This window comes from Gordonibacter pamelaeae 7-10-1-b, assembly GCF_000210055.1.
GTDB classification, from domain to species: domain Bacteria; phylum Actinomycetota; class Coriobacteriia; order Coriobacteriales; family Eggerthellaceae; genus Gordonibacter; species Gordonibacter pamelaeae.
On record NC_021021.1, the window covers coordinates 2,354,995 to 2,357,336 of the forward strand.

The 2,342-nt window shown below is 67.5% G+C and carries 1 protein-coding gene and 1 pseudogene; both read right to left on the reverse strand.

The window, feature by feature from the left end; all coding sequences use genetic code 11:
- Nucleotides 1–822: pseudogene (locus GPA_RS19235) on the reverse strand (hypothetical protein); the annotation flags it as partial.
- A gap of 36 nt (nt 823–858) precedes the next feature.
- Nucleotides 859–1,521: an endonuclease III gene (gene nth, locus GPA_RS11025; RefSeq protein WP_015539903.1), complete on the reverse strand. Its 663-nt coding sequence runs from the start codon at nt 1,519–1,521 to the stop codon at nt 859–861.
- Nucleotides 1,522–2,342: the final 821 nt, after the last annotated feature.

The following is a 2,342-nucleotide window of genomic DNA, read 5'->3' on the forward strand; positions in this document are numbered from 1 at the left end:
CATGAGCAGCGGAACCACGCCCTCGAAGCGCCCGTCGGCCACCTTCCGGGGCGGCTCGACCTGCGGCAGCGTGCGCTCGAGCGCGGGCGCCTTGACCCCCTCGTACAAGAGCGCCTTCTGCAGCGTGTCGAACGATGCCACGGGCGCGTGCGCGGGGTCGGGCAGGCCGAAATGTCGGCACGCCGCGCGGAACACGCCTATCTGGTATTCCCGGTACTTCGCCTGCCAGAAGGCCACGGCACCGTCCTCGAGCGACAGGGACTCGTCCACGGCGGCCGCGCGGTCCACCGCGAGCACGTCGCCCATGCCCTCGCACGTGGGGCAGGCGCCCTCGTGCGTGTTGAACGAGAACTCCGTGCGCGTGACCTTGTCCATGCGCTCGCCGCACGAGGGGCAGAACTGGTACACGCGGAAGTCATCGCCCACGCGCTCCGTCTCCTCTGCGCAGTCGGCCGCGCAGAGCATCTGTCCGCAGTGCGGGCAGGGGTACTCGCCCAGCTTCTCGAACACCATGCGCAGCGCCGTGTACACGTCGGTCGCCGTGCCCACGGTGGAGCGCGGGTTGCGGTTCGCGCCGTCCTGCAGGATGGCTATGGCGGGGGAGGCGCCCCGCACGCGCTCGACGGCGGGCTTGGGGATGCCCTGCATCGAGAGGGCCTCCAGGTGCAGACGCTGGCATTCGGTGGCCAGCACGTCCACGAGCAGGGTGGACTTGCCCGAGCCCGACACGCCCGTGAACACGGTGATCTTGTTTTTGGGGATGGCGAGCGTGACGTCGCGCAGGTTGCCCTCGCGCGCGCCGACGATGGTGAGGGTATCCAAAAGGGGTCCTTTCGCCGAAGGGGAGTCGGGGGAACCCTACACCTTGCCGCAGCTGGGGCACAGGTCGCAGATGAAGCACTCGCCGCACTTCGGGCTGCGCGCGATGCACGTCTCGCGGCCGAACAGCACCCACTGGTGGTTGATGGGCCCCCAGTATTCCCGCGGGTAGAGCTTGAGCAGCGCCGTCTCGGTTTTCGCCGGCGTGTCGGCGGATGGGCCCGCGAACTTCAGCCGGTGCGCGATGCGGAACACGTGCGTGTCCACCGCGATGCCCTCCACGATGCCGAACGCCTCGTTGAGCACCACGTTCGCCGTCTTGCGGCCCACGCCCGGCAGCTTCTGCAGCTCGTCGATGTCGCGCGGGATCTCGCCGCCGTAGTCGGTCACCACCATCTGGGCGCACTTGATGACGTTCGCCGCCTTCGTGTGGAAAAAGCCGATGGTGCGGATGATGTCCTCCACGTCGCGCACGTCGGCGGAGGCGAGGTCGGCCGGCGTGGGGTAGCGCTCCCACAGCTTGGGCGTGACCTTGTTCACGCCCTTGTCGGTGGTCTGCGCGGACAGCAGCACGGCGATGGTCAGGCGGAACGGGTCGCCCCAGTAGTGCAGCGCGCACTCGGCGGCCGGGTAGTGCTCGTTCATGCGGCGCGCCACCTCGAGCGTGCGCTCCCGCTTGGCGGTCATGGTCTCGCGCGGCATAGGGTCTCCTGTCGGCTAGCGTGCGGACGGTTTCGCCTCCCAGTATAGCGAAATTCGCGGGCGCGTTGCCGCCATACGGGGAGGCGAAGGCAACCCGTGGCGATGAAAGGCGACCCTCGTGGCGGCGACGTTGGCGGTGGGGGGACATCGGGATGATCCCATGCGGCGATAGCCGGGAGCGTGGCTTCTGGTTGCCGCGCGCGGTATCCGAGGCGTAGAATCCTCCTTCGCCTCGATACAACGCCGAAAAGCATTCCGAAAGTCACCGCTTTGGCGTTGTGAAGGCTTTTCGCGCGCCCAGAGTCTGATTTCGACGGCGGATTGGTTGTCCTCTGCGCGTTTGCGCAGGTCGCGAACTGTACCGAGCCTCTTTTTGCCGCCGAAACGCTTCACAGCGGCCGAAACGGTGACCGAGGACCCTTGGATCCTGAAGGGACCTCCGGAAGGGACCTCCGGAACGTGCGCCTCCGGAACGTGTGCCGGATGCTCCGCTCCTTCGATGCGCTGGCGCGCTCCGCCTGCCTATGGTTTCTCCTTCATGCGCGCCTTCGGGCATCGTGCAGGGCGTCCTCGGGTGGTAGAATCGTCTGCGCTGTTCGCGCCTGCGCGGGCGGCAGGCAGAAACCTTGCACGAGGCCGCGAATCGCGGCTTTTCGTGCTGTTCGCATACGGATAGGATACGCCATGCTCATCGACTCACTGACGTTCACCCTGGAGAAATCGGGTTGCCTCGACGCGTTCTGGGGCAAGCTCGACGAGGGCCTCGACGGCACGCTCGGCGTGGCCTCGTCGGCGCGGCCGTTCCTCGTGGCGGCGCGGTT

What these genes read in the sequence shown, in the direction of transcription:
- nth (WP_015539903.1), bottom strand. Translation starts at nt 1,521, where the DNA reads ATGCCGCGCGAGACCATGACCGCCAAGCGGGAGCGCACGCTCGAGGTG.